A 26,840-nucleotide genomic window follows, 5' to 3' on the forward strand; every position below is an offset into this window, starting at 1 on the left:
TCCCTCATTTCTCTTTCTCCGGCTTGGCCACCTTCATCTTCTCTTCCAGCGCCAGAAAGCGATCGAAGTCGCTCTGAAACAGCCTGTCCTGAGTGACGCGGTATTTCTCGAACTCGGTTTCGGCGTGCAGCTTGGCTTGCTCGTGCGAAATCTTGCCGGAGCCGGTGAGAATCTCGTTGCCGTTGAATTCCAGAAAGCCGTCCAGACGCCTGGCCCAGTCCTGCATGGACATGGGGATCTTGCGCATGGCCTGCAGTTCGGCAAAGTCCAGGTAGAGGGAGACGATGCGCTCCAGATAATCCAGTTCCTGTGCGTTCAGGTAGTTTTTCGCCACGGCCACGTCGGACTTGACGATCTTGCCCTGCGAGGCAGCCTCCCAGTGCGTCAAGCCCATGTGTTCTTTGTTGGCATCGGCGCGGGCCACGATGATTTCGGCGGCGGTATGGCGGTGTACTGCCCAGTGAAGTTTGTTTTGAACCAGGGCAAAAAAATCGCGAGTGATGGCGGCGTTGGCGTCGTAGTCGAACGCGGTGGCGTACAGATCCGTCACCTTTTGGTAGAACTTGCGCTCGGACAGGCGAATCTCACGAATGTATTCCAACTGACGGTCGAAATACTCGTCGGTGAACAGGTGGCCTTTTTTTAGGCGCTCCACGTCCATCGTCCAGCCCTGGATGGTGTAGTCCTTGACGATCTGTCCCGCCCACTTGCGGAACTGCACGGCGCATTCGTTGTTCACCTTGAAGCCGACGGCAATGATGGCTTGCAGGTTGTAGTGGATGACGGTGTAGTTTTTGCCGTCGGTGGCAGTTGTTAAGTATTTCTTAATAACTGCCTGTTCCGTCAGTTCCTGGTCGGCGAAGATGCGCTTGAGGTGCTGATTGATGGCCGGAACCGTCACGTCGTAGAGCGCCGCCATCATCTTCTGCGTCAGCCAGATGTTTTCATTCTCGTAACGCATTTCGATACTTCGCTCGCCACCGCCGCTGGCCGCCACAAAGGTCAGGTATTCCGCCGCCGAGGAGCGGAGGATCGGGAGTTGCTGCCGTTTGCCGGTTTTCCTGGCGGCCATAGCCTCAACCTCCATAACCCAGGCGTTTCAGGTTGGCAGCGATCGCGGCGTCCAGCTTTGCTGCCTCGGCCTGCTGCTCGCGCAAGGTCGCGACGAGCCGCCGCATCTTCTCCTCGAACGGTTCGCCGTCGTCTTCCTGGGCCTTGGCGCCGACGTAGCGCCCCGGCGTCAGTACGTGACCGTGCTTGCGGATCTCGTCGAGCGTGGCGCTCCGGCAGAAGCCCGGAACGTCCTGGTACTCGCCAGCGTCTTTCTCGCCGCGCCAGGCGTGGTAGGCGCCGGCGATCTTGCGGATGTCCTCATCGGCCAGCTCGCGCCGGGTACGTTCGACCATCACGCCCAGATGGCGCGCGTCAATAAACAGCACTTCGCCGCGCCGGTCGCGCAAGCGGGTTTTCTTCACCAGCCCGTTGTTGCGGTCCTTGGCCAGAATCCACAGGCAGGCCGGGATCTGGGTGGAGTAGAAGAGCTGGCCCGGCAGGGCGACCATACAGTCCACGGCTTCCGCCTCGATCATCGCGCGGCGGATGTCGCCTTCGCCGGACTGATTGGAACTCATCGAGCCATTGGCCAGCACAACCCCGGCCACGCCGTGCGTGCCTAAGTGCCAGAAGATGTGTTGCAGCCAGGCGTAGTTGGCGTTGCCGACCGGCGGGACGCCGAATTGCCAGCGCGGGTCTTCGCGCAGCCGGTCGCCGCCCCAGTCCGAGACGTTGAATGGGGGATTGGCGAGGGTGTAGTCGAACTTGAGGTCGCGTAGTTCGTCCTTGTGGAAGCTGCCTTCGTTGTTCCAGCGGATGTCGGAGTCGATGCCGCGCACGGCGAGGTTCATCTTGGCCAGTCGCCAGGTGGTGTAGTTGCTTTCCTGGCCGTAGATGGCGATGTCGCCGAGCCGGCCGCCGTGTTTCAACACAAACTGTTCGCTCTGCACGAACATGCCGCCGGAGCCGCAGCAGGGGTCGTATACCCGACCCTTGAAGGGCTCCAGCATCTCCACCAGCGTGCGTACCACCGAGCGGGGCGTGTAGAACTCGCCGCCGCGCTTGCCTTCCGCGCCAGCGAACTGGCTCAGGAAATACTCGTAGACGCGGCCCAGCACGTCCTTCGATCTGTCGCCGCGCTCGCCCATGGTGATGCCGGAAATCAGGTCGATCAGCTCGCCCAGCATCACCTTGTTGAGCGCCGGGCGGGCATAGTCCTTGGGCAGTACGCCTTTGAGGGATTCGTTGTCCTTCTCGATGGCGCGCATAGCGTCGTCGATGAACGTGCCGATCTCGGGGCGCTTGGCATGGGCCTTGAGATGGGACCAGCGCGCTTCCTTCGGCACCCAGAAAATATGGTCGGCGAGGTATTCGTCCCGGTCTTCGGTTGCTACCGGGTCTTCCGCCAGCAGCTCGGCATGGCGAGCTTCGAAGATGTCGGAAATGTACTTGAGAAAGATGAGTCCCAGCGCCACGTGCTTGTAGTCGGACGGCTCCATGTTGCCGCGCAACTTGTCGGCCGCCTTGAACAGCTCGGCCTCGAAGCCGAGGGTGGCGCCGTTGTTCTTCTTTTTGCTTTTAACGCGTTTGGCCATTCTGTTGTTTTCCATTCCGATGGCGACAGTCAGTCCAGCACTACCAGGAACTCTGTGGCCAGCGCCTCCGGCCGCACCGCCCGTGTATCCGGGCTGCGATGCAGCCTGACCAGTCCGTGCTGCTCCAGATTCCGTAGGGTGCGGGAGAGGTTGCTGGCCGCGCGGCCGGAGAGTTCGGCCAGTTCCTGGAGCGTTCGTGGCTGCCTGTCGCGCATCAGACGAAGCAGCGCCCGGTTCTCATCGGACAACACTCCTGCCAACCGCCGCCACGAGGCGAACCAGATGGTCGGAGAGAACTCCGCGGAATCGCGCAGCGGAGTCGAGGTGTTCGACCGGATGCCGACGACCGTTCGCATCGGTGCTCCTTCTTGTGATTGCGAGATATTATCATGCGAACACAATCAATCCTATTCCCCCAAGAGTAGGTCGGCCAAGGTTGGCGCTCTTCGAGTCACCGTCCGCAGTAGACGGACGTGATCTGCATGCGGTTGTGCCCGAGTTCCTGACTGATGAGCGTGCGGGCCTGGGCGTCCAGGACACGTTGACCGGGCGATAGCTGCTGTCTGGATGGTCCGCCAGCGGCAGGTGCTTTCCATCCCGTAAGTGCCTCATATCGGGCCTGTGCATAGCGATGTCGCAGGCCGTGCATGTTGCTCAAACCAGCGGCCTTGCACTGTCCGTCGTAGATATGCCGCTGCTGAATGTAGGTCTTGTGGGCCGGGATCAACGAACCGGCGCCGGCCAGCCGGCGGGCGTCGTCGAGGGCGGCACGCTGCTTTGGTGAGGTGATCGGCACGGTACGTTCGCGGCCTCCTTTGGTCCATGAACCTTTGAGGGCGATGTGGTCGTCGCGGTCCGCGTAGCCGGGCTGGAACTTGATGGATTCCTCTCGGCGCAGGCCGAAGGCTGCCTGCAAGCGCAGACTCATGCGCACGTGAGCGTCGGTGATGCGGCCCAGCTTGTCGTCGAGTTCCTTGGCTTTGTTCTTGCCGGCAATATGATGACGCTCGGGAATACCCAGCTTGGTGTTGTCCGCCGGCAGGACGCCTGCCTTGCCGACTTTCTCGGCCCACCAGCGCAGGTGAGAGAGGCGATTCTTCAGCGTACCGGCGGACAGGCCCTCGGCTTGCCAGCGTTGCAGCAGGACTTCGACGTGCTTGCCTTTGAGCGAGCTGGCGCGTATCTGGCGGAACCCGGCTTCGCGCAGTTGGCGCGCTGCCAGTGTCAGCGAACGTTGTCGGTCCGCCTGGGTGGTGTGGCTGCCGTCGCGGTTGCGCTGGCAAAGCTGGCGCAATGTGTAGGTCAGGTCATCCATCGTCATCTCCAGCGGGTCGTGGTCCTGAGAGTGCATCGGTCAGTGTTATTGCCAACTCGCCGAAGCGAGATCCCCGAAGGGCAAGGGCCAAGTGCTCAGTTCACCTGTTGCCTCGCATGAGGCACCAGCCTTGCTTCCTGTAGGAAGGCCGGACGGGAGAGTTGAAAGGGACGACGATGCGGTGTGCTGGGATGAATACCTCCTATGACTGATGAGTGGATAAAAGAAAAGCTGCACCGGCTGCATGTCGGCGATCCGATGCAGTGAGGCGGATGATTAGCGTCAGACAAAACAGGCTCGGCCTTCGGTGAAGGCGGTACGCATCGATGAGCCGGAGCGTGCCTGGCTCGGCTCCTCCCGATTGATCGGGCTGGCGCTTACAGGAGCCTGCGCCATTCGGACACCGCGGGACGCGGCATGGAGACTTGACGACAGCACTCCACGGGCGCTTTCAGCCCTGCGCCAGGGTGCCGGTGGCAATCCGCCGGCAGGTCATTGCCGGGACAGCGTGGCGAGGCATCGTCACGCACGCAGTACGTAATCGGATGCTGCGCCAGTCCGCATTGTTGTAGCAGTTCGCCGGACCGTCACTGCGGCGGGCAGTGACGGTCCGGTCCCCTCAAAAAACCCCATTGTGGTAGGCAGTAAGCGGAGCCGGCTGGCGCAGTGCAGGGCTAACTGAGCCATGCCGCGAGCCGGTGAGCACCGCAGGCGACTTGGACAACACACCGTTGCGTGTCAGTTCGCCGATCACCTGGGAGATATGCATGGGCGCCTTCAGGACGTTCCTGATCTGCTCGATGTGCTTCTGTGCCACTTCGCGGGACACTGGCCGATCGGTCAAGAACGCAGGCCGCGAGTGGGGCGGATGCTGGCGCAAACGCGGGGTTTCGACCGGTGCCTTGACGGAGGCTGAATTAGGCACGAGCTTACGTGCTGCCCACAGGCGGAACGTGCCTTCCAGCGCCTTCTTGATCAAGCCATAGAGGTAGGCGATGGTATTGCGCACGTAACCAGCGCCGCAGCGTACGTTCCATTCGTCCAGGACAGCTTGCCGCTGTTGCGGGGGCAATGCCCCGAGCCGAGCCGTGAGGTAGCGCTGCTGATCTGGTGGAAGCTGATGGAAACGCGCTGGTGCATCCAGCGCGAGTGCCGGCACTTCGGATTGCGGCTGCGCGTCAGTACTGTACGTATGTACTTTTCTTGATACAAGATTTTCTACAGTACGTACTGTTGCAGCCATCGCCGGAGCGTGCTTCGGAATGTCGGTGTCGGTTGAGCGCGGAGACGGAAATGGGTGCGCGTTGCTGCGTGTCGGAGGACCGTCGGAATCGTCCGGACCATCGTCGCAATGCTTTTGCTGAAGGAGCCTGATCTGCTCCTGCGTGGCCAGCGGCAAACGAGCCAGCGCATCAGAATCAAGAAGAGCCACATCGAGGATGCTACGCGCCAACTGACGTACCGTTGCGCTGGCATGACCCAAGGCACGTTCGAGCAAAGGCAGGTAGTTGTCGTCCGCTCGGCATGCCTCGTCGAATGCGAGCGGTTTGTCGCGCGCGACATAGCGGCTGGCCATGGAGAATCCGGTCAACGGATTGCGGCGATACTCGACGAGCGCGATCCAGGTGGAAAGGCGCAGGCACAGGACGGCCCGTGCCACGGTCTCGAGGGCGGCCTTCTGACTGCCCGGTGCGCTCGGCAGGAAACCACGCAGCGACTCGTAGCTGATGACGACGGTGCCATCACCGCCGGCTAGGGACCGGAAGGCCAGCCAGGCGTTTCGTTCCAGGGGAGTCAAGCGCTCATCGAGGAGCAACGCTTGCGGCACAAAGAAACCAGGGGATACAGGGACGGACTGCGACATGACGGATCTCCAATCGGGATCGGCGCGGTGGCCGAGGGAGACGTCATGTCACCCGAGCATTGTCACTGCGACAGCCAACAATCCGAACTGCACTTCACCCAATTTGCTCGCCTGCGATAGGTCGGAACGTCCTTGCGTTACACGGCGAAATCGGGAAGATCTACTTCGAGCAGATCGAGTGCGACGTCAATAGATGTCAGTGACAAAAGCAAGCGTGGATTGCTTCGATGGTTACGAGCGAATGGTCGGGCACTGGCGGTGAAGACAAAGGCCATCACGATCCACGAAGTGCCACTCCGGGATGGAAAGCACTTTCAGGTCCAAGAATGGGTCCATGCGGAATCGGGCGTCTCGAGAAAATCAATACAGATCAGCACCTTGGGCGACAACTCTGCCTTCTGTATCGGGAAGTAATGTAAAGATTATGCAGGGATCTGTGGGGCGTCCGTCGTCATCTCGCGTAGGAGAGGGTATGGAATCCTTTACGCATCCCATGGCCAAATCCGATTGGCAAACGCGGCGCGACCAGAAGGGATGTGGGGGTTCTCTTGTCATCAACCCGTCTTCGCACGATAGGGCTCGGGCAGGGATCGGGTTCTTTCATGATTAAGCCTCTCCCTATCGCTCATGCCACCCGTGACGCGGATGGCAACTGGCGACCACCGCACGACCTGCTCGAACACCTGCACGAAGTCGGCGAGCTTGCCGCCGACTTCGCTCGCCGCTACGGCGCGGACTGGGCACGCCTTGCCGGGCGCTGGCATGACTTGGGCAAGTTCCGCCCACGCTTCCAGAAATACATCCGCTTCGTCAGCGGATTTGAGGCGGATGCGCATATCAAGGGCGAAGCGGGCAAGGCACCGCACTCGACGGCAGGGGCGTTGCTTGCATGCGAACATTTCGAAAAAGCTGGATTCGGCCCTGCTGGTCGTGTGCTTGCCTACCTGATTGCGGGGCACCACGCCGGGCTGGCCGACTGGTTCGGCGGCCTTCGCGAGCGTCTGGAAGACCCCAAAAGCCGGGCCGAACTGGATGAGTCGCTTGTCGAACAGCCGCCCACTGAGTTGCTGGATAGCGGCGATTTCAAACCCGATCTGCGCGCCGTCCCCGGCGGTAGGGACGGCTTTGCGCTATGGATACGCATGCTGTTCTCAGCACTCGTCGATGCGGATTTTCTGGACACCGAGCGCTACATGGACCCGGACAGGTTCGCTAGTCGCAACACCTGGCCGACGCTCGAAGAGTTGGCACCGTTGTTCGATGCCCATATGACAAAGCTCGTCGCCGGGGCCGACCCGACGCCGGTCAACGCGTTGCGCGCCGACATTCTGCGCCAGTGCCACGACGCCGCTGCGCTCGATGCCGGTCTGTTTTCGCTGACCGTTCCGACCGGTGGCGGCAAGACGCTTTCCGGCATGGCCTTCGCGCTGGAGCATGCGCGCGGCCACAGCAAGCGCCGCATCATCCATGTCATTCCCTACACGAGCATCATCGAGCAGACCGCCGACGTGTTCCGCGACATCTTCGGCGACGCGGTGGTCGAGCACCATAGCAACGCCGAATCCGAACCCGACAAGGAAACCTCGGCCTCGCGTCTGGCTTGCGAAAACTGGGACGCACCCATCGTCGTCACCACCAATGTACAGTTCTTCGAATCGCTGTTCGCCTCGCGAACCTCACGCTGCCGCAAGCTGCACAACATCGTCGATTCGGTTGTCATCCTCGATGAAGCGCAATTGCTGCCGCCAGAGTTCCTGCAGCCCATCCTGGATGTGCTCAATCTGCTGACGCGGCATTACGGTGTTACAGTCGTGCTTTCGACCGCGACACAGCCGGCGCTCGCCAGCCGAGAATACTTCGATACTCGGCAGAACCGGCGCGGCCTCGATAACGTGCGCGAGATCATCTCCGACCCTGACGCGCTGTATGTCGCATTGGAGCGTGTCGAGGTTCGCCTGCCCAGCGACTGGCATCAACCGACCGACTGGCCGCAACTGACTGAAGCCCTCTGCGCACATGAGTCCGTGCTTGCCATCGTCAACACCCGCAAAGACGCCCGTGCACTGTGGGAGGCCATGCCACAAGGTACGCTGCATCTGTCCGCGCTGATGTGTGGCGCACATCGCTCGCAGGTCATCGCCGACATCAAGGCACGTCTCAAAGCCGGCGCCTCCACCAGCGTCGTCAGCACGCAACTGGTAGAAGCTGGTGTGGATGTGGATTTTCCGGTGGTTTACCGTGCGCTTGCTGGACTGGATTCCATCGCCCAGGCGGCGGGACGTTGCAATCGCGAAGGTCGACTGAAGGGCAAGGGTGAGGTCGTCGTCTTCGTCCCGCCCGAACCCGCACCGCAGGGATTGCTGCGCCAGGGGGAGAATGCGTGCCGCGAGGTGCTGCGTGATGCTGCGGATTCGCCCCTCGCTCGCACCCGCTTTGCGGCCTACTTTGAGCGCCTGTACTACGGTTGCCAGCTCGACAAGGCGGGTATCCGTGAGCTGCTGTCGGTGAAGGACAGCCACGAACTGGCTGTTGATTTTCGCACCGCCGCCGAGAAATTTCGGCTGATCGACGACGAAGACAGCCTGCCCATAGTCGTGCGCTATAGCGGCAAGGACGGGCGGGACGAACGCATCGATCAATGGCTCGCCATGCTGCGTCGCGATGGCCCGCAGCGCTGGCTGATGCGCAAGTTGCAGCGATACACCGTCAGCCTGCGTCGCAGGCAAGTCCTGCCCTTGCTGAATCGGGGCGATATCGAGGAAATCCTGCCAGGCCTGTATGCACAAACGGGTGATGGACTGTACGACGAGAACCTCGGGCTGCTGCCGGAGGGAAAGGTCTGGAAAGCAGGAGATTTCGTGTGGTGAGCGCACGATGCGAAGGGCATTGCCCCTCGCATCGTGATGGCGCCGAACGGCCCCGACATAGTCCTAGTTTCAATCCGCCTCCGCAGGAGAGTGAAAAAATTTTACCAAAAATATTACCTACATACTCCTAGAATTGTAGTATTGTGTTCAGCAGTGGGCTGGCGCTCGATGTGCTTCATTAGTCAGATGTCTGATTCATTATTAATATGACCATTTTAGATGGTCACTAGGATGCATCATGAACGTCAATGCTGCTGAATTCAAAGCCAAATGCTTGAAGCTCATCGACGAGGTCGCCGCCACACATCAGCCGCTGGTGATTACCAAACGTGGCAAGCCCGTAGCGCGCATCGTTCCCGTCGAAGATGAGCCTTCGCCCCCGAGCCTGTTCGGCTACATGAAGGGTACTGGGGAAATCGTCGGCGATATCATCAATGTTCCATCCGAGCCGTGGTCGGCGGAAACCGGCGATGAGAGCGACCTGTATGTGCCTGTCGTGCCGAAAGACAGCGCACCATGATCGTTTCGGACATGCCGCTCCTATTGGACACGCATGTCTGGATCTGGCTGTCGTTCGGCACGCCCGGCGCGTTCCAGCCAGACTTGCGAAAGCGCCTGGAGACGGCCGATCGCACTCACCCGCTACATGTATCGATCATTTCAGTATGGGAAGTAGCGCAGCTCGCTGCCAAGGGGCGGCTAAATCTCGCCAGGCCGACGCAGACCTGGGTCGAACAGTCTCTAGCACACCCGGCACTGCAGCTCCTTGCACTCAATGACTCTGCTGTCGTCGTTGAAAGCAACGAGTTGCCTGGTCATTTTCACGCTGATCCGGCCGACCGCCTATTGGTCGCCACTGCGCGCATCGGTGGTTATACCCTGGTCACACGTGACCGCAAGATTCTCGATTATGGGAAGGCGGGGTACGTGAACGTGCTTGCAGCCTGATTCTTGGGGGACGCATGACGAAAACCTACTGCCTGGAGCTTTCCGGCCCTTATGCCTGCTTTACTCGCCCGGAAATGAAGGTAGAGCGTGTCAGTTATGACGTAATAACCCCATCCGCTGCGCGTGCCTGCTTCGAGGCAATTCTATGGAAGCCCGCGATCCGTTGGCATGTACGCAAGATTGAAGTACTCAAGCCCATTCGCTGGATCAACCTGCGGCGCAACGAAGTCGCTAGCGTTGTTTCTACCCACAACGTCGAGACAGCGATGAAGGCAGGCAAGGGTGATTTGCGTATTTACATCGAGGATGACCGCCAGCAACGGGCTGGGCTGTTCCTGCGCGATGTGACCTACCGCGTCCACGCTGACCTGGAGTTCCTGCGCGAACGCGATCCGTCGGCCAATGCGGTGAAATATCAGGAAATGTTCGAGCGCCGCGTGGGCAAGGGCCAGTGTGTCAATCAGCCCTACTTGGGTTGCCGGGAGTTTGCTGCTGCATTCCGACCGGTTGACGCTTTGGAATCCGAACCAGTTGCCATTTCCGAAACGCGCGATCTGGGCTTCATGTTGCATGATCTGGATTTCTCCAACCCTTCCGATCCACAGCCGCGATTCTTCCGCGCGAGGCTCGAGGACGGTGTCGTTGCTGTACCGGATTGGAACAGTGGGGAGGTACATGGATGATTCTGAAAGCGTTGAACCGCTATTACGAACGTTCCGAAAGCCTGCCACGAGAAGGCTGGGTACGCCGTGGAGTGGATTATGTGGTCGTGCTCAACGCCCAAGGCGAATGCATCAACCTGGAGTCTATTGGTGAACTCAAGAAGGGAAAGACCGTACCTTCCGAGAGGCTGGTTACTGCGATTGGCAAGCAGGCGATGAAACACACCAACAGCGGCAAGGATGCCAATCTGCTGTGGGATAATGCCAGCTTTGTATTCGGGACAGGAAACAAGGGGGCAACCAAACTAACAAGCTTCATCGACACGCTGCAAGGTTGGCTTGGCGGGATAAATGATCCTGGCGTGGAAGCGGTAAAGCTATTTTGTTTAAATTTGAAGAAGCGACCGGAAGCAGCGGGCGTCCTGATTGAACGCTTTCAGCTCAAGAAAGATTTCGATAAACGTGATCCGGTGCTGACCTTCCGACTGGTGGAGGACGTTGAGAGTGTGCACCTTCGTCCGCGTGTACGCGCAGCATATGAAGCTGCACTCATCGCCACCCAATTCGGGAGTCCCGTGCGCGGCAACTGTCTGGTTACAGGGCAGATCGATGTGCCGTTGGCTCTGAATGAATCTGTTATCAAAGGTGTATGGGGCGGTCAGCCCGCCGGCTGCAACATTGTGTCGTTCAACGCCCGAGCGTTCGAGTCCTATGGTAAGCGGGAGCGCAATGGTGAAAATGCGCCGGTCAGTACGCAAGCTTCCTTCGCCTATACCACTGCGCTGAATCATCTGCTGTCGTCTTCGCAACGCATCCAGGTCGGCGATGCCTCCACCGTGTTCTGGGCGGAGGAGCCACACGATCTCGAAAGCGCGATGTCCGACCTGTTCGGTGATCCACCCAAGGACGATCCGGACCGGAATGTCCGGGCGGTGGAGTCCTTATATTCCGCCGTCCACACCGGTAAATTCGCCGAAGGCGGGCTCAGTACGCGCTTCCACGTACTGGGGCTGGCACCCAATGCCGCGCGGATCAGCATCCGCTTCTGGGAAACGGCAACCGCACTCGAACTCGGTGAGCGAATCAAGCAGCACTTCGACGATCTCGAAATCGTACACGCAGACTACGAGCCGCGCTACCTGTCGCTGTCCCGTCTGCTGAGGGGCGTGGCGCTGCTCAACAAGGCCGAAAACATTCCGCCCAATATTGGCGGCGAGGTCATGCGTGCCATCCTTGAAGGGTTGCCCTATCCAGCCACCTTGCTCAACCAAGCCGTCATGCGTTGCCGAGCAGAGCAGAGCGTTACCTACGCACGTGCTGCGGCCATCAAGGCCAGCCTCAACCGCCAGATTCGTTTTCGTCAAAGTCCCGAGAAGGAGTTCTTGCCCATGCTTGACCTCGGTAATACCAACCCCGGCTACCGGTTGGGGCGTCTGTTTGCCACACTGGAAAAAATCCAGGAAGACGCGAATCCTGGCTTGAACGCGACCATCCGAGACCGTTACTACGGCGCGGCATCAAGCACCCCATCTGCCGTGTTCTCGACCTTGTTGCGCCTGTCCAAGCATCATCTGGGCAAGCTCCCCGGCGGTCTGGAGGTTGTCCGCGAGCGACTGATCGGAGAAATCATGGGCGGCTTCAGCGCCGACAGTTTTCCGCCGCGTGTCCTGCCGCTGGCTGATCAGGCACGCTTCGCCCTCGGTTACTATCACCAGCGCCAAGCCTTCTTCACCAAGTCTGAATCCAAGAATCAGGAGGAATGCCAATGAGCCTCAGCAACCGCTACGACTTCGTCCTGCTTTTCGAGGTGAAGGACGGTAACCCGAATGGCGATCCGGACGCCGGCAACTTGCCGCGACTGGATGCGGAGACCGGACACGGCCTCGTAACCGATGTGTCGCTCAAGCGCAAGGTGCGTAATTTCGTCGGACTGGTGAAGGGCGATGCTCCTCGTTTCGACATCTTCGTTAGGGAAAAGTCCGTTCTGAATCGGCAGATCGAGCGGGCATATGAGAAAAGCGGGAAAGTACAGGCCGCAATGGAGGCATGGAAAAACTGGCAAAAGGATAAAAGGAATAATCCGAAGCCGGATCGTCACTACGAAGATATTGCCCGCGACTGGATGTGCGACAACTTTTTCGATGTTAGGGCTTTTGGTGCCGTAATGAGTACTGGAGATGAGGATGCAGAAAGCAAGCTGAAGAAAACCGCCGGTCAGGTTAGAGGTCCGATTCAGTTGACCTTCGCGCGCTCCGTTGACCCGATCGTCTCTCAAGAACATTCGATCACTCGGATGGCGGTGACGAATGAAAAGGATCTTGAAAAAGAGCGCACGATGGGTCGCAAGCACACCGTGCCTTATGGCCTCTACGTCGCACACGGTTTCGTGTCGAGCTTCCTCGCCAAGCAGACCGGCTTCTCGCAAGACGACCTGGAACTACTGTGGCAGGCGCTCGGCCAGATGTTCGAACATGACCGCTCGGCAGCACGAGGCGAAATGGCTACGCGAGGATTATATGTATTCAAGCACGATTCAGAACTTGGCAACGCGCCCGCCCATGTACTATTCGAACGCATCCGCGTGCAGAAGAATACCGAAATTCCCCGCAGTTTTGCAGACTACGCTGTGAAGATGGACGACACTGCAATGCCGACTGGTGTCACCGTCAGCAAACTGTTCTGATATACCGAGCGCGCGGAAATCATGGACGATGAAGATCTGCTTCCTCTCTCCGCTCTCCAGCACTTCCTGTACTGCCCGCGCCAGTGCGCACTGATTCACTTGGAGCAGCAGTGGGCCGAGAATCGGCAGACTGCCGAGGGCCGTTTGCTGCACGAGCGTGTCGACACCCCGCGGGCCGAACACCGCCGGGGTGTGCGCACCGTAAGTGCAATGCCGTTGCTCTCCCTGGATCTGGGTATCACCGGCAAGGCTGACGTGGTCGAATTTCATAACACCGATACCGGTGAGAGTCCACTTCCAGTGGAATATAAGCGCGGTCGCCCGAAGGCGCATCGTGCCGATGAAGTACAGCTATGTGCGCAGGCGCTGTGCCTGGAAGCGATGCTCGGCAGGCCAGTTGAGGTCGGCACCCTATTCTACGGACAGACCCGCCGGCGGAAGGAGGTGCCCTTCGATCGGGAACTGCGTGAACTCACCATGCGAACGATTGCAGATACGCGCGCTGTGTTCGCTTCGGGCCAGACGCCGTCCGCATGCTACGACGCGCGGCGGTGCGACGCCTGCTCGTTGCTTGATCTGTGCCAGCCCCGTCTGCTTGGTCATAGAAGCGTAGGCGTGTGGCTGCAACGACAGCTCGAGGATGAGGAGATGTGACAGGTGCGACGCCAGCTCAACACCTTATATGTGACCACCGAGGGGGCCTGGCTGCGCAAGGACGGTGCCAACATCGTGATGGAGGTGGAGCGCGAGGAGCGCGTACGCCTGCCGGTACATATGCTGGAAAGCCTAGTCTGCATTGGCCGAGTGGCGGTGTCACCGCAACTTCTGGGCCACTGTTCAGCGCAGGGTATTAGTATCTGTTATCTGACGCCGCACGGCCGCTTTCTTGCGCGGGTCGAAGGTCCGGTTTCTGGAAACGTGCTGCTTCGCCGGGAGCAGTATCGGCGCAGCGACGATCCGGCGCGGTGCGGCGCGATCGTGCGCAATCTTCTCGTCGGGAAGATCCATAACCAGCGCGCGGTGCTTGCCCGTGGTTGGCGCGATCACGGTGAGCGACTGTCCGATAGCGCGGTGTTCCAGCATGCACTCAAGCGGTTGAAGCGTATTCCGCAGCGGCTGATGCAAGAACAGGATGTCGATCTGCTACGCGGCCTGGAGGGTGAGGCGGCGCAGGCCTACTTCGGCGTGTTCGATCAATTGATCCGGGCTGAATCGCCGCTCCTGCACTTTGGTGGGCGCAACCGCCGGCCGCCACGTGATGCCTTCAATGCCTTACTTTCCTTTCTCTACACACTGCTGACTCATGACTGCCGTTCGGCGCTGGAAACCATAGGACTCGATCCGGCGGTGGGCTTTCTGCACCGTGACCGCCCTGGCCGTCCCAGTCTGGCGCTGGACCTGGCCGAGGAATTTCGACCATTGCTGGGTGAGCGTCTGGCGTTGTCCTTGATCAACCGCCGGCAGTTGAACGAACGTGACTTCCAGTTCTTCGATAACGGTGCGGTGCAATTGAAGGACGATGCACGCAAGACTGTACTGGTGGCCTATCAAGAGCGCAAACGGGAGCAACTCCACCATGCCTTTCTCGGTGAAAAAGTGGATATCGGCTTGCTGCCATTTGTGCAGGCGCAGCTGCTTGCACGTCACCTCAGAGGCGATCTGGACGGCTACCCACCGTTTCTGTGGAAATGAGGCTGAGTTTGAATCGATGATGGTCCTGGTCAGTTATGATGTTAGCACGACGTCTGTCGACGGAGAGAAGCGCCTACGTCGCGTGGCCAAGGCCTGCCGTGACTTGGGACAGCGGGTGCAATACTCGGTATTCGAGATAGAAGTCGAACCCGCCCAGTGGGTCCAACTGCGGCAACGGTTGTGCGATCTAATCGATCCGGAGTTGGACAGTCTTCGCTTCTATCATCTGGGTGCGAATTGGGCGAGGCGCGTCGAACATGTTGGCGCCAAACCGACACTGGATCTGAAGGCCCCCTTGATCTTCTGACGCGAACCGTAAGCGTCCGGTGAAATCCCCGTACTTCCGCGCGAGCGTAACCCGCTGATATTTAAGAGGAGTAGACCACGGCTGGCCGAGAGGGTGTCTATGTGGCGCTGTGGAGACCAAGGTTCGCGCGTTCGGTGGTCTGTTCTCTTTTTCTACAAACACTTAATCTCGGGGGGTCGCGCCCTCACGGGCGCGTGGATTGAAACGCACCGACCTCATCGATCTTGGCTTGCAGGTCGGCGTCGCGCCCTCACGGGCGCGTGGATTGAAACCAGCACTTGTGTCTGCTTCTCGTGGCCGCACGACAGTCGCGCCCTCACGGGCGCGTGGATTGAAACCAGGAATTCTTCGAGCGTCTGCCCGCCGTGAATGCGTCGCGCCCTCACGGGCGCGTGGATTGAAACATACCGCCACCGTTGTGATGAGGATTTCGTTTCGCCACGTCGCGCCCTCACGGGCGCGTGGATTGAAACGATGTGTCGATCACATGCAGCGCATAGACCTGCGCGTCGCGCCCTCACGGGCGCGTGGATTGAAACCATGTTTAATGCTGAGGACGCCTCCAAGGCTGCTGTCGCGCCCTCACGGGCGCGTGGATTGAAACAAGCCGGGACGCTAGATAAAGCTTATCTGGACGCGTCGCGCCCTCACGGGCGCGTGGATTGAAACTGGTCTACCTGGATGCTAACAGGCTCTGGGTCGTGTCGCGCCCTCACGGGCGCGTGGATTGAAACTCGAAAAGCTGCTCGGGGTGCGTCAGCTCCTCTTGTCGCGCCCTCACGGGCGCGTGGATTGAAACCAGAATCACTCCAATCAAAGGCGGCGCGCATTGCCGGTCGCGCCCTCACGGGCGCGTGGATTGAAACATGCACGATCTTGGCGCGAACAACTCATTCGCCTCGTCGCGCCCTCACGGGCGCGTGGATTGAAACATGCACGATCTTGGCGCGAACAACTCATTCGCCTCGTCGCGCCCTCACGGGCGCGTGGATTGAAACAACCGCCACCTGGTCGGTGGCCGCGCCCCTCGCCAAGTCGCGCCCTCACGGGCGCGTGGATTGAAACTCGCGATCACGCAGGATGATCGTGCACGTGCGCGTGGTCGCGCCCTCACGGGCGCGTGGATTGAAACCAGATCGTCGTAGATCGCGAGGCCCTTCGCGCCGCCGTCGCGCCCTCACGGGCGCGTGGATTGAAACACGAGCACGAGACACAGGAGGTGGTACATGGGTGAGTCGCGCCCTCACGGGCGCGTGGATTGAAACTGATTGACGCAGACGCGGCACGGTGCTTTCGCAGGTCGCGCCCTCACGGGCGCGTGGATTGAAACAAGCGCCATGTCCTGAGTCGGCCCGATATAGAACGTCGCGCCCTCACGGGCGCGTGGATTGAAACTGAGGCTCGCCAGGAGCGCGCAGGTTGTGGGCGACCGTCGCGCCCTCACGGGCGCGTGGATTGAAACTGGCGCAGCCGGTGGAGCGGGATCAATCGCTCTGGTCGCGCCCTCACGGGCGCGTGGATTGAAACCATTTTATCCACGTCAACGGCGGGATTGATCGCCGGTCGCGCCCTCACGGGCGCGTGGATTGAAACTTGATCCTTGCCGCGTCACGCCGATGGTGAGTGAAGTCGCGCCCTCACGGGCGCGTGGATTGAAACAGTGCAATCGCACGGCATGCTCCAAAAAGACATGGTCGCGCCCTCACGGGCGCGTGGATTGAAACTTACAACAAATGCACGGTGCGCATAGATACGCCTGTCGCGCCCTCACGGGCGCGTGGATTGAAACGAGAGATCCGGGCTTTGTCTGGAAAATACCGAGAGTCGCGCCCTCACGGGCGCGTGGATTGAAACCGAGTTGAAACGCCATGCAGACCAGTGCGCCTTGTCGCGCCCTCACGGGCGCGTGGATTGAAACAGTGCCGGCCTCAAGCGCGCTGAGAGGGTTGTCGTCGCGCCCTCACGGGCGCGTGGATTGAAACCATACTTCCTCGTCATACATATCGCGATCGGTGCCAGTCGCGCCCTCACGGGCGCGTGGATTGAAACTCGTCTATCGACGAGGCGTGGGCTGCGTGGCGGCGTCGCGCCCTCACGGGCGCGTGGATTGAAACTGAGCTATGTCGCGCGCCTCAAACAGACCATCGGTGTCGCGCCCTCACGGGCGCGTGGATTGAAACAGGTCGATGTTTACGCGGCGAAGCAAGAGACCGCGAGTCGCGCCCTCACGGGCGCGTGGATTGAAACAGCATCCTGATGGACATGGAGGTCGATCCATCCAAAGGTCGCGCCCTCACGGGCGCGTGGATTAAAACCTGATAGGCCATCAGCGGCGCTGTCGATGGTGCTATCGTCGGTTGGTGTGGGGGACGACGAAGAAACTGTCGAGGACGCGATCAACCGGCTGATGGAAGCAAAGAAGCTGCTGCCGGATGCCAGTTACTTCGCCTTCACGGCCACGCCTAAGAACAAGGCGCTGGAGATCCTCTCCGAAGAAACGGACCCCAACAATCTGCACGACCTGAAGTCGGCACTGGACGGCTATCAGGTCTACGATACAGTGCAGACTCAAGAGCTGGTGGCGCTGTATCTCGGTGGTGCGGACCGCGATCGCCTCGACCCGATTCTCGATGCCTGCGTGGCACGTGAACAACTCGACGAGGACGGCCAGGTCGATTTCAAGGGCAAAGCTAAAGCTTTCCTGCGTACCTATGGCTTTCTATCCTCGACTCTGCCCTACACCGACGCAGAGTGGGAGAAGTTGTCGATTTTCTTCACTTTCCTCGTTCCCAAGCTGCCGGCGCCAGTGGAGGAGGATCTGTCCAAGGGCATCCTGGAATCCATCGACATGGACAGCTACCGGGTCGAGAAGCAGGCGGCGATGAAAATCCAGCTTCCCGACGAAGATGCACAAATCGACCCCGTACCTGCCACGGGTAGAGGTCGTAAGCCAGAGCCAGAGCCAGAGCCGGAGCCGGAGCTGGAGCTGGAGCTGGAGCTGGAGCTGGAGCTGGAGCTGGAGCTGGACCGATTATCGAATATCCTGAAGACGTTCAACGACCAGTTTGGCAATATCCCGTGGACTGATGCCGATCGCGTGCACAAGCTGATCACCGAGGATATTCCGAGCCGCGTCGCGGCGGACACGGCCTATCAGAACGCAAAGCGCAATTCGGATCGGCAGAATGCCCGTATCGAACACGACAAGGCCTTGGCGCGCGTGATGACTGCAGTGCTGAAGGACGACACGGAATTGTTCAAGCAGTTCATGGACAACGAGTCGTTCAAGCGCTGGCCGACCGATACCGTGTTCGGGTTGACTTACGAAGAACGCAGACCGAGCGGTCCATAGCTCAGCAGCGGGAAGGCGCATGGATGCAGTCTGATTTGTTGTCGAGTTTCTTGGCCTTGTTCTTGTCGGCAACGTGATGACGATCGGGAATGCCACCAGCTTCGATACGCACTACCCGTTCGAGGCGATCCATCCGTTCACGGATCCAGCCATTACGCTGTCCATTTACGTTCGTTCACGGACGTTGCGATAGCCATGGCAGCGCAGCGCGCCACATAGAGGGATGGGTCAGGCTCTTGGGTCCAAGAATAGGTCCATGTGGAATCGGACACGTCGAGAAAATCAACGCAGATCCTCGAGCAATTCCTGCGCCACGGCCTCCTCGGCAATGGCCAAGCCATGTTCGCACATCACCCGGACGAGTTGCGGATCCCAGCTCGCTTCGAGCGTGACGGTATCCAGGTTGGGCTGTTGCACCGCAGAGCAGCGTTCGATAGCCAGCAGATAGTCTGTCGCGCCGAAGCGCCACGGTACGGCATTCCATCGCCGTATGACCAGATTGCCGATACCGATGCCCGGCCAGTCGAAGTCGCCGTGGTAGTGCAATTGCGCGCCGGCAGCGACAAGCTGGTCGAGCAGGGTCTGCTGGGCCGCGGCGGGCATACCATCGGTGCAGACCAGCGGAGCGCAGCCGGCGCCGAGGGTATCGGCGGCGATGGCGACGATATTCGGATTCTCGCAAACAAAGATGCGGCATCCGGTGAGACGCCAGATTGGCGGGCTACGCAGCAGCTGCCGCAGCGACAGCCATGTGGGTTCACCGGGTATCCCGATACCTGTAACGTCGGCCGCAGGTGGCAGGTTCAGGACCAGAGCGGGCCGCGCCAATTCGTTGACCAGCACGCCGGCCTGCGCCCAGATGTCGCGTGCGCGTTCCTTGCCGCTTCTGTCGCTGGACTCTCCGGCTGCCGATCGATCCGCGTGCGCATGCTGGCGATGTCCCAATACTTTCAGCACCAGTGTGGCCACCGGCCGGCCAGCATCCAGGGCATGCGCATCGCCCAGTGTTTCAGCGGCCAGTTGTGAACGAGTCAGCCCGCCGGCCGGCAGGTGGCGCAACACCCTGTCGGCATCGGCGAGCAGGCATGCAGCGCGATCCGGATCGCGGCCCAGACGTTTGAGCAGCGTCAATGCAGCCGGCGTGCGTAGCCAGGCTAGTCGGCGCACGTCGCCGATCCGCGTTGCGGCGAGTGCCGACCAGCGTGCTTGTAAGGCGCGTCGCAGGTGGCTCCTTGGCGCGATAGGACCTTCCAGTTGCTCCAATGCGTCGCGCAACGAATCGGCAAGACCACCGGCGCGCAGCCGTGCATCCAACTCGCTGATGTCCAGTGTCATCGAGCGTGCATTGCGTGAGGGACTGCCGATGAGCTGGCATAGCGCGGCGTATGCGGCCGGGTCAAGGCCGGCCAGCCGCAGGCGAGTTGTGCGCGAACCCGGTTCGGTACGTTCATAATGACGACGCAACCGTTGACGTACGCTGGCCAGCGCAGTGCTACCCAGCAGTCGCCGCAGACGGTGGTCGGAGGCGTCAGTCATCGCAGCAAATTCCGTTTACCGGCGGAAAGCGCCGGTCCGGATCGTTCTTTACGCGCCGAGCGCGACCATCCCAGATCCAGCGCGAAACGAACACCGCATCGACGCCTTCGCGCCGCTGCAGTTGGCAGATTGCTACGCCGGGCAGCTCGGCGTAGCAAGCCCATTCGCGTTCACTGGTGATGACGAAGTCCAGGTCGAATTCGCGGATCAACCCCATGCAATGAGCGCGGGCGGCATCGTCGATGCCGGCGAAAGCTTCGTCCAGCAGCATCAGTCGTGGCGCGAGCCGGCTCGCGCCGTGGCCGTAGAAGCTGGCGATGGCGGCGAACAGCGGCACGGTCAAGCCCAATGCACGCTCGCCGCTGGAAGCCGGACCGGACAGCTTGCGCCACTGGCCATCCTGCAGGCGCTGTACGGCGAACCGATGCCAATAGCGATAATCCAGTGCGCGGGCGAGCTGTTCGGCGAGACTGCCGCCGGAAACCTCGGCGTCGGCACGGGCGCGCTCCGCGGCAATGCGCTGCTGCAGCAGGCTGCCGATGGCACGTCGGTCCTCGGCCGACCATAGATCGGCGCTGGTATTCAGCAGGCGCTCGCGGGCAACGTCCAAGCCGGCGGGGGCGCCTTCCTCGGCCGACAGCGGCTCCCACTTCAAGCGATAGCGCACGCCCGTGCTGGTCGGCCGTTTGCGCAGCTCCTCGTTGATGGCGCTGACCCGCTCGTCCGCGGCACGCATCAGGCGCTGGATCTCGGCGGCGATCTCGGCCTGCAGATGATTTTCCAGCACTTCGCGCTCTCTGGCCGACAACAGCTCGCTGCGTTGCGCGATGTCCTCGGCCAGCAGCGCGGTCAATGTGTCGGGACGTTCGGCCCGGTTTTGGTACTGGATGTGGACGGTGAAGCCCCAGTCGTTGGGTTCGGAGACAGCCTGGTGGCCAAGAGCAGTCAGCGCGCGTTGCAGTTCGTTCAGATCTTCGGCGACCTGCTTGGTCACACGGCTCCATGCCTGCTCTCCATCGGCGAGGTGGCGCAGATCTTGTTCGATGCGCCGTGCCAGGTTCAGCGCCGGATCGATACTCCAGATTTCAGGCATTGCCAGTTCCGGTAGCGCGGCGGCCAGCAGGCCGCTGGCCGCGAAGCGCTGCACGCGTTCGGCTGCATGCATGCGTTCGGCGCTGCGCGTGGATAATGTCTGCTCCTTCTGGGTGGATTCGGTCTGCGCGACGGCACGTCGTTCGCTGGCCGCACGCAAGTCGTCTTCGGCTTTCTGTAAAGCCGTTTCGATGCGCTGGCTCGCTTCGCGTGCGGCGCGCAGTGCCTGCAGCAGCGCATCGACCTTGGCGCCGACGGAACGCTGCAAGGTAGTAAAACGCACCGTAGCCTGGTCGGCGTCTTCACGAGCATGGCGCAGCGTCGCTTCGACCTGATCATGCAGTGTGCGTGCGTCTTGCTCGCGCTGTTGCTGCTCGAGGAGGGCGGCACGATCGCGCTGCCAGGCCTGGGCTGCCTGCGACAGGCCGAAGCGGGTATGGTCGAATTGCTCCAACATCTGCTCGATCGCCGGGAGTTGATCGGCTTCGGCAGGCAGCCTCAGATCGGCGGCGTCGTGCTGCAGTGTTTGCTGTACATCCTGCAGCGCTTGTTCGGCTTCGCGGAGGCGGGCATTGGCCTGTTCCAGCCGCAGGCGCGCACGAGTGGCCTGCTGCCCGGCATTGATCGCCGCCACAATGGCAGTTTGCAGAGCCTGATCGGAGGGCGCGCAGCGATACTCCTGCGCAGCCAGGTTGCGAGCGGTCTGCAGCGTGTCGAACTGCTGCGCCAGATCGGCATCGGCCACATCCAGCGCGGCGATGGCTGTATCGATTTCCTGCAGGCGTTGCTGCCGCGCGCGTTCGCGGGCAGTGTGGCCGATGTAGCGCGCTTCGGACTTGCGCCATGCGCCGGACAGGGCTCCGAGACGAAAGCGGCCATCGGCCGAGATCCAGCTCTCGGCATCCTGCCGGTCTTCCATGCCCCATGCCACGCCGGCCAGCAACGTGATGAGCAGACTGGCCGGAACGGGTGAATCCTCGGGCAGCGATGGAACCAATGCATCGTTCAGGCATGGACCGGCAACCGGTAAACGGTGGGCCCAGTGGGTATCCAGCAGCGGCTGGCCGGTGGCGTCGGCCAGGTTGCCGTCGGGCGATAGCCAGGCATCGAGCAGTCCGCTGGCTTCCAGTGCAGCCTCCAGTCCGGCCCGCTCGGCTGCGGTCAGTCTCGGATGAAAATCCAGCAGTCGCCACAATGGTGCTCCTGGGCGCGCACCGCGGATGCCGGGAGTACGGGTGAACGGTTCGAGGGGAACGGTATCCTCGCCGCCGAGCAGCTGTGCCTGCTCCAGTGTCAGTGCTGCGCGCTGCTGTTGTTGTGCGGTGCGTAACCCATTCAGCTCGGCCTGTCGTGCAGCGTGGCGGGCCAGCGTCGCTTGCCACGCGCCAGTCAACGCCATCAGCGCGGGGTTGTTACCCTCGGGATGTGCCGCCCATGCCGCAAGTTGCTGCAAGGGTCCGTTGGCATCGAACTTCAGTTGCACCAGATCCGCGCCGTAGCGCGACCAGCTCTCGGTCAACGCACTACCTTCACGCTCGGCTTCCAGATCGGCCTGCCGGCGCTGCTCCAGGGCCTCGTCGTGTTCAGTGTCGGCATCGCTCCTGTGCGTCGCGGCCTGTGCCCGCAGTGCCAGCCGCTGATCGACTTCGGCATGACGCTGGCGCAGCAGCACAAGATCCTGACGCCGCCGCGATACCGCAGTCTGCAGGGCTTGTGTGCCCGCCTGCAGCTCCGAGGGCGAGTCGGCCAGTGCATCGGCATCCAGGGCCAGCAGCGGGTTGGCGTCCACCGATGCGTCGATACCGAGGGCGGTGGCGGCGTGGCGCAACTCCGCGCGCGCCGCTTCTACCGCGCCGCATGCATCCTGTGCCTGCCGGACGCGTTGTTCGCTGCGTTCCGCCTCGCCGTGCAGCCGCTCCAGCGCTTCGGCGAACTGTTCTGCTGCACGTCCGGCAGCGTTACGCCGCCGTTGCATATCGCCTTCTGCCAGCGCCAGTTGCGTGGCGTCGCGGTTGGCCGGATCGGCCTGCAGGGTATCAACGCGTTCGCGTGCCGCAAGGCTTGCTCGCCGGGTGTTGTCGCGCGCCGTGATGGCCGCGGCTTCCACCTCCTGCGCCTGCTCTAACGCAGCCTGTGCTTGGTTGCGTGCCGCGCTGGCATTATCGAAACCGGTTTGCGCCTGGCGCAGCTCGCGTGCCTGGCGGCGCGCCAGCATGCCGGTGTAGATGCAGTAGCGTTGCTCGAACTGTGCCACCGCCTGTTGCAGCTGGCGGGTTTCCTCCAGCCGGTTGCGATCCTCTTCAAGCTGGTTGAGCGCCTCGGCGACATCGCCCAACAGTTCATTCGGCAGCGGCGGCAGCGATTCGCTCAAGGCGCTGGAAAGGCCGGCTTCGTCAGGCTTTTTCGATAGCTGTGGCTGGCGCAGTTGTACCAGTGTGTCCATCAGTGCGTCGTAACGGCGCTGGCCGAGATGGAATAGACGTTCATCCACTGCGCGCCGATAGGCCTGGCCGCTTTCGAATAGTTGGCCTCGGCCGGTGATCGCCTCACGCAGGCGTTCACGGGTGAATATCTGGCGCTGGGCCGTAGTCAGCCACAAATCCCGGCCCAGGCGTGGACCGGACGCATCGGGGCTGCCTTCCAGCAGGAAGAACCAGCTGTCTACATGCGCGCGGCCGGCCACCGCCGATAGGCCCGCGCCCAGCGTCAGGTAGTGAGCAACGCCCTCAGCATCGCGCCGGCCGAACTCGATCCAGCTGTAACCGATACGGCGCGGATAGCTGCCCATCAGCAGGTTCCAGGCCATCTTCTTGCCGCTGTCGCCATCCGGCTCCACACGCGCCGGACGCAACTGCGCATCGAACAGCAGCGGCAGGGTCAGTGACAACACCTTGGATTTGCCGGTACCGTTGTTCCCGCGCAGCAGCAGGTGACCATCGTGAAACCAGAACTCCTCGCTGTCGTAGTGGAACAGTTCGATCAATCCGATGCGCAGCGGTTGCCAGCGTTCGCGCTGCGGTTCGGGCAGCGGTGGGCGGATGTCGGCAACGCTAAGATTGTCGGTTTGCGGCAGGTCTGTGGTCACAGGAGCGCCGCTTGCGATGAGATACCGGTGGTGCGCATTTCAGCTTCCCCAAGAGAGAAACGCGCGATGGCTGGCAACGGCCGCACGCCGTCGATCTCGCGCGCAATCAGCGCCAGGCGTTGCAGACGCTCCAGTACGATCTGCGCCAACTCTCGTTCCGCGCCTGGCACGCGGGCTGATTTGCGCCAGTAGCGGCCATAGCGGTCGACGGCTTTGCGCAGGAATGCAGCAATTTCCTCTTCGGCGACGTGCAGCGGCGCGCGCGTCTGACGCAGCGCCTGTGCCAGGTATTCGGCCACCAGCAAGGTGGCATGCGCATCGGTGCCTTCGGCCGGCATTGCCACGTCGGTCAGTTGGCCGCTGGCGTCGGCCAGCGCCAGCCCTTCGGCACGCTGCTCGGCAACGAGGCCGGTGGCCTCGCATAGGCGGGCGGCCATCGTGCCGCGCTGATTGAAAAAATAGGCCTGGGCGTCCGGCGTCAGCGTATCGGTATAGAGCACCGGGTCATCGAGCAGGCGCCGTGCCAGTGCATGGCGCAGCGCGTCGCGCCGGCCTTGCTCGCTATCGGCAGTATGTGCCGTGACCAGAGCATGCAGCCGCGCCTCTGTATTCCCCGGTGCTTCTCCAGTCGGCCAGGTCGAGGGGCCGCGTACGGCGGCCAGTAATCCGGCTAGCAGGCGCCGCTGCACATCGTACAGGGCATCGGACTGCTGCCAGCCGCTGTCGTGCACGAAGCTTTGCTCATCGCCGGCCACGCGTTCCAGTACACCATGGTCCAGTAGTGTGCGGCACACCGTGACCAGTTCGCGCCGCTCGGATGCGCTGCGCAGCGTGAACGTGTATCCCAGTGCCGCAAGTGCGGGATCGGCGACTTCCGCCATGATCCGTTCGCCAAGCAGCTGCAGGGTAATCTGCGGGTCGGCCCTTTCGAGCACCGCACAGGCCAGGCACAGCAGCACATAGCGTCGTCGGTCATAGTCTGGCAGGCCGCGCGTGGCATCGAGCAGATCGGTCGGTCGTTTGAACAGCCGCGCACCCTCGCGATCGACATGCAACGGCCAGCCGGCTTCGCGTGCGAACCACTCACGCAGACGTTCGGCCTGACGCCGGACGGCGAAGAATTCTGTATGTTGTGAAGACATCAGCGGATGCAGCAGCAAGGCGCGCAGTGCCCGTCGGAACTCGTCCTGTTGCTGCAGGCGCTGCAGCTCGCCGACATGCCGGGCAGTTGAACGCGATGCCCGCGCGTTCATGCGCCTTCCTGCGTGGTGCAGATAGTCAATACATGGTCACGGCCCGAGAAAACGCCGGCTGGCGTGTGCAATTGTGCCCGGCTATCCCAACTCATCGGCTCCAGGCGGATGTGGAGAAGACCATCACCGGTGTAACGCTCCACGGTCTGGTCCGGATTCTGCTGTTCGGCCAGCGCTTCACCCAGCAGCCCCAGGAACAGGGCGAACTCGCGCGCATTCAGCTCGCCAATTTCGGAAAGCCGGAGGGGATGCCCGGTGGCCAGACGCCGTCGCGCGGCTTCGACCTGGGATGATTCTTCGGCTAATTGTTGCGCCATCAGTTCACGTTCGCGGTTGCGTTCGCGTACACGAGGTAGAGGTCCCCGTGGTGCCGCCTCACCATACTCGCGCAGGCGCGGGTTGATCGCCAGCGGCGGCGCATCCAGCCATGAAACGTTGGCCGGTACATCTTCATCCGTTTGTATATCGAGCGAAAAATGTCGTGCGGGATTCAGCGCGAAGGCGGCCCGTGCCAGCCGATGGGCATCATCGTCGCTGTCACAGCCGGCAAACCATTGCGCCAGCATACGAAAATCTGCCGAACGGTCGCTGCGTCCGCTGCGACGCTCATTGACTGCAGAGATCGCACCCAGCAGTTGCGGGATCGCCGCGCGCGCACGGGCGCGCAACAGTTCTGCTTGAGGCGGCTCGCCGCCATTGGTCAGAAACCAGCCACGCAGTCCCCGCCATCGCTCGCGCCAGGCGTCGTGGCGCCGCCGCGCTTCATTGACGCGTTCATCCGCGTCGCCAGGGGCGGCATCGCGCGCCTCACGCTCGGCGACCAGCTGCAACACAGTGTCTATGGAGGTAGATAGCTCGTGGAGCGTACGAGCAATGGTATCGGAGCGTCGGATCAGATCACCCATGAATCGCTCCAGGTATTCAATCAGACGTCGTTTATAGGCCGCAACGGTAGTGGCATCGGCCTGCTGTAGTTCCAGGCTGCGTGCGACACCCGCCATGAACGTCTGTGCATTGGCGGCCAGGTCCTCGAGCACGCGCACCAGATCACGCAGGACTTCGTGTGCCTTGGCTACGTCTACGATGTCCTCGCCAAGCAATCGGTGTAGCGCCCGCAAGCGGCTGTCTATGTCTTCCAGCGCCACGGTCTGCAGTTCGGCGCGGTGGCGCAGCGTCTGCTCGAATGCTGCGAGGCCGATCTCTACGGCTTCACCTCCACGCGACAGCCGGTACAGGAAGCGCGCGCGGTAGTAGTCGCTGAGCGTGGCGACGCGCGCCATGTCCGGCTGCGACTCCAGGTTGCCCCATGCAGCGAGCTGCTCCAATGCCAGGGCGACTTCTTCCTGTGCGGGTGGAGTGCCGCTCCAGGTCGCACCGGCCAATACCTCATCGGGCCGCAGCTGCAGGCGGTACTGGCGTTTCGCAGCGGCGAAGACGTCCATAATGGCGCGGTACAGCGCCGCTTTGTCGGCGGTGACATGGCGAAACAGGTCGGTCGAAGTAGCGGTGATCGTTGTCATTACATCTATAGATCCG

Annotated in this window: 19 protein-coding genes, 1 pseudogene and 1 CRISPR repeat array; of the genes and pseudogenes, 10 read left to right on the forward strand and 10 right to left on the reverse strand. The window is 61.5% G+C overall.

The features are described from left to right. Positions 1-4: 4 nt before the first annotated feature. The 5 genes from ACG33_RS00070 to ACG33_RS00090 form a co-directional block, all read right to left on the reverse strand. The gene (locus ACG33_RS00070) at positions 5-1,072 is read right to left on the reverse strand and encodes a virulence RhuM family protein (protein ID WP_066922597.1); all 1,068 of its coding nucleotides are present in this window, start codon (positions 1,070-1,072) and stop codon (positions 5-7) included. A 4-nt stretch (positions 1,073-1,076) separates the two neighbouring features. Continuing rightward, positions 1,077-2,648 (reverse strand): type I restriction-modification system subunit M, encoded by a 1,572-nt coding sequence (locus ACG33_RS00075; RefSeq protein ID WP_066922599.1) that lies wholly within the window; start codon positions 2,646-2,648, stop codon positions 1,077-1,079. 29 nt (positions 2,649-2,677) lie between these two features. Beyond that, entirely contained in the window at positions 2,678-3,004 is a 327-nt protein-coding gene (locus ACG33_RS00080; RefSeq protein ID WP_066917799.1) for an HVO_A0114 family putative DNA-binding protein, read from the reverse strand. A 95-nt stretch (positions 3,005-3,099) separates the two neighbouring features. Continuing rightward, entirely contained in the window at positions 3,100-3,963 is an 864-nt protein-coding gene (locus ACG33_RS00085; RefSeq protein WP_066922601.1) for a phage integrase N-terminal domain-containing protein, read from the reverse strand. A 619-nt stretch (positions 3,964-4,582) separates the two neighbouring features. Beyond that, positions 4,583-5,827 carry an STY4528 family pathogenicity island replication protein gene (locus tag ACG33_RS00090; protein ID WP_210399116.1) on the reverse strand — a complete coding sequence of 415 codons (1,245 nt, stop codon included), beginning with the start codon at positions 5,825-5,827 and terminating at the stop codon, positions 4,583-4,585. 602 nt (positions 5,828-6,429) lie between these two features. Between ACG33_RS00090 and ACG33_RS00095 the strand changes: the two genes are divergently transcribed. The 10 genes and pseudogenes from ACG33_RS00095 to ACG33_RS16400 form a co-directional block, all read left to right on the forward strand. After that, positions 6,430-8,694 carry a CRISPR-associated helicase/endonuclease Cas3 gene (locus tag ACG33_RS00095; RefSeq protein WP_066917800.1) on the forward strand — a complete coding sequence of 755 codons (2,265 nt, stop codon included), beginning with the start codon at positions 6,430-6,432 and terminating at the stop codon, positions 8,692-8,694. Positions 8,695-8,932: 238 nt separating this feature from the next. Then, the gene (locus tag ACG33_RS00100) at positions 8,933-9,214 is read left to right on the forward strand and encodes a type II toxin-antitoxin system Phd/YefM family antitoxin (RefSeq protein ID WP_066917801.1); all 282 of its coding nucleotides are present in this window, start codon (positions 8,933-8,935) and stop codon (positions 9,212-9,214) included. Next, entirely contained in the window at positions 9,211-9,642 is a 432-nt protein-coding gene (locus ACG33_RS00105; RefSeq protein WP_066917802.1) for a type II toxin-antitoxin system VapC family toxin, read from the forward strand. The genes ACG33_RS00100 and ACG33_RS00105 overlap by 4 nt, the downstream gene beginning before the upstream one ends. Positions 9,643-9,656: 14 nt before the next feature. Further along, positions 9,657-10,325, forward strand: coding sequence for a type I-C CRISPR-associated protein Cas5c (gene cas5c, locus ACG33_RS00110; RefSeq protein ID WP_066917803.1), 669 nt, complete (start codon positions 9,657-9,659; stop codon positions 10,323-10,325). Then, entirely contained in the window at positions 10,322-12,073 is a 1,752-nt protein-coding gene (cas8c, locus tag ACG33_RS00115; RefSeq protein ID WP_066917804.1) for a type I-C CRISPR-associated protein Cas8c/Csd1, read from the forward strand. The genes cas5c and cas8c overlap by 4 nt, the downstream gene beginning before the upstream one ends. Next, positions 12,070-12,987, forward strand: coding sequence for a type I-C CRISPR-associated protein Cas7/Csd2 (gene cas7c, locus ACG33_RS00120; RefSeq protein ID WP_066917805.1), 918 nt, complete (start codon positions 12,070-12,072; stop codon positions 12,985-12,987). Before cas8c ends, cas7c begins: the two co-directional genes overlap by 4 nt. A 21-nt stretch (positions 12,988-13,008) precedes the next feature. Next, positions 13,009-13,641: a CRISPR-associated protein Cas4 gene (gene cas4, locus ACG33_RS00125; protein WP_066917806.1), complete on the forward strand. Its 633-nt coding sequence runs from the start codon at positions 13,009-13,011 to the stop codon at positions 13,639-13,641. Between the two features lie 3 nt (positions 13,642-13,644). Further along, positions 13,645-14,679: a type I-C CRISPR-associated endonuclease Cas1c gene (gene cas1c / locus ACG33_RS00130; RefSeq protein ID WP_066917807.1), complete on the forward strand. Its 1,035-nt coding sequence runs from the start codon at positions 13,645-13,647 to the stop codon at positions 14,677-14,679. Positions 14,680-14,695: 16 nt separating this feature from the next. After that, positions 14,696-14,986 carry a CRISPR-associated endonuclease Cas2 gene (cas2, locus tag ACG33_RS00135; protein ID WP_066917808.1) on the forward strand — a complete coding sequence of 97 codons (291 nt, stop codon included), beginning with the start codon at positions 14,696-14,698 and terminating at the stop codon, positions 14,984-14,986. Between the two features lie 175 nt (positions 14,987-15,161). Beyond that, a CRISPR array of direct repeats spans positions 15,162-17,301; the repeat unit is 31 nt; unit sequence GTCGCGCCCTCACGGGCGCGTGGATTGAAAC. 167 nt (positions 17,302-17,468) lie between these two features. After that, a pseudogene (locus ACG33_RS16400) lies at positions 17,469-18,338 on the forward strand (type I restriction endonuclease subunit R); the annotation flags it as partial. 1 nt (position 18,339) lies between these two features. On the opposite strand, the gene ACG33_RS16870 reads toward ACG33_RS16400, so the two are convergent. The 5 genes from ACG33_RS16870 to ACG33_RS00160 all read right to left on the reverse strand — a co-directional run bounded on the left by ACG33_RS16870 (position 18,340) and on the right by ACG33_RS00160 (position 26,824). Then, positions 18,340-18,471 carry a hypothetical protein gene (locus ACG33_RS16870; protein WP_257721740.1) on the reverse strand — a complete coding sequence of 44 codons (132 nt, stop codon included), beginning with the start codon at positions 18,469-18,471 and terminating at the stop codon, positions 18,340-18,342. 149 nt (positions 18,472-18,620) lie between these two features. After that, complete coding sequence (locus tag ACG33_RS00145; protein WP_066917810.1) at positions 18,621-19,874, reverse strand: TIGR02679 family protein; 1,254 nt, start codon at positions 19,872-19,874, stop codon at positions 18,621-18,623. Beyond that, complete coding sequence (locus tag ACG33_RS00150; protein ID WP_210399117.1) at positions 19,867-24,051, reverse strand: TIGR02680 family protein; 4,185 nt, start codon at positions 24,049-24,051, stop codon at positions 19,867-19,869. Before ACG33_RS00150 ends, ACG33_RS00145 begins: the two co-directional genes overlap by 8 nt. Continuing rightward, positions 24,048-25,304: a TIGR02678 family protein gene (locus tag ACG33_RS00155; RefSeq protein ID WP_066917811.1), complete on the reverse strand. Its 1,257-nt coding sequence runs from the start codon at positions 25,302-25,304 to the stop codon at positions 24,048-24,050. Before ACG33_RS00155 ends, ACG33_RS00150 begins: the two co-directional genes overlap by 4 nt. Continuing rightward, positions 25,301-26,824 (reverse strand): TIGR02677 family protein, encoded by a 1,524-nt coding sequence (locus ACG33_RS00160; RefSeq protein ID WP_066917812.1) that lies wholly within the window; start codon positions 26,822-26,824, stop codon positions 25,301-25,303. The genes ACG33_RS00155 and ACG33_RS00160 overlap by 4 nt, the downstream gene beginning before the upstream one ends. Positions 26,825-26,840 lie beyond the last annotated feature (16 nt).

The organism is Steroidobacter denitrificans, from assembly GCF_001579945.1.
Classification (GTDB): domain Bacteria; phylum Pseudomonadota; class Gammaproteobacteria; order Steroidobacterales; family Steroidobacteraceae; genus Steroidobacter; species Steroidobacter denitrificans.